At 63.2% G+C, this 1,012-nt stretch carries 1 protein-coding gene; it reads right to left on the bottom strand.

Annotated features, from left to right (window positions below):
- Positions 1 to 371: 371 nt before the first annotated feature.
- A complete protein-coding gene (locus EGK63_RS16205) occupies positions 372 to 872 on the bottom strand; it encodes a GNAT family N-acetyltransferase (protein WP_000376623.1) in 501 nt (166 codons plus the stop codon).
- Positions 873 to 1,012: the final 140 nt, after the last annotated feature.

Below are 1,012 nucleotides of genomic sequence, written 5' to 3' on the forward strand. Positions count from 1 at the left end.
ACTTGAAATCCGTCATCGTTCCGTCCGTCCAATCTCCGCCAAGCATGCTCAAGCTTCACGATTTTTGCAACAGAGCCTGAGAGAACTATCTTCGGCCTTCACACGCACGAAAGGCGGCGAAGCTCCGCCGTTAATCCGTCCGCCGGAGATCTCGCCCAGGCAGGCTGAAGGCCGAGCAAGCCTGACAGGCCCGAAAAGCCCGGCACGGGCGTCGGCGGCGATGACGGCGGCGGCATTATCCAGGGTTGATGATGGAAGTGGAGGATATCGACAACCTCTCGCGCAACCAAGACATCGCGGTCGGACTGCAAGTGATCTTGAAGCCACGGGCCCGTCCCACCCCGACATGGACCTCGATGCCCGAACGGACGTTAGATTTCGAGTTCTAGGCGTTCTGCGATGAAGGTTGGATCCCAGCCGGGATTGAAAGTGTCGACGTGGGTGAATCCGAGCCGCTCGTATAGGCCACGCAGGTTCGGGTGGCAGTCGAGCCGCAGCTTGGCGCACCCCTGCGTTCGCGCGGCATGGCGGCAAGCCTCGATCAGCGCGGAGCTGACACCCCGGCCCGCATGTGTCCGTCGCACCGCGAGCTTGTGCAGATATGCGGCCTCCCCCTTGAGGGCGTCGGGCCAGAACTCGGGATCCTCGGCCGACAAGGTGCAACAGCCGACGATGCCGTCGCTGCAACTCGCGACTAGGAGCTCGGATCTCAGGACGAAGGTCTCCGCGAATGTCCGGTCGATCCGCGCGACGTCCCAGGCGGGCGTTCCCTTGGCGGACATCCACGCCGCAGCGTCGTGCATCAGCCGCACAACCTCGTCGATATCACCCGAGCAGGCGACCCGAACGTTCGGAGGCTCCTCGCTGTCCATTCGCTCCCCTGGCGCGGTATGAACCGCCGCCTCATAGTGCAGTTTGATCCTGACGAGCCCAGCATGTCTGCGCCCACCTTCGCGGAACCTGACCAGGGTCCGCTAGCGGGCGGCCGGAAGGTGAATGCTAGGCATGATCT

The sequence above is a fragment of the Brevundimonas sp. 357 genome, assembly GCF_003938605.1.
In the GTDB taxonomy this organism is placed as follows: Bacteria; Pseudomonadota; Alphaproteobacteria; order Caulobacterales; family Caulobacteraceae; genus Brevundimonas.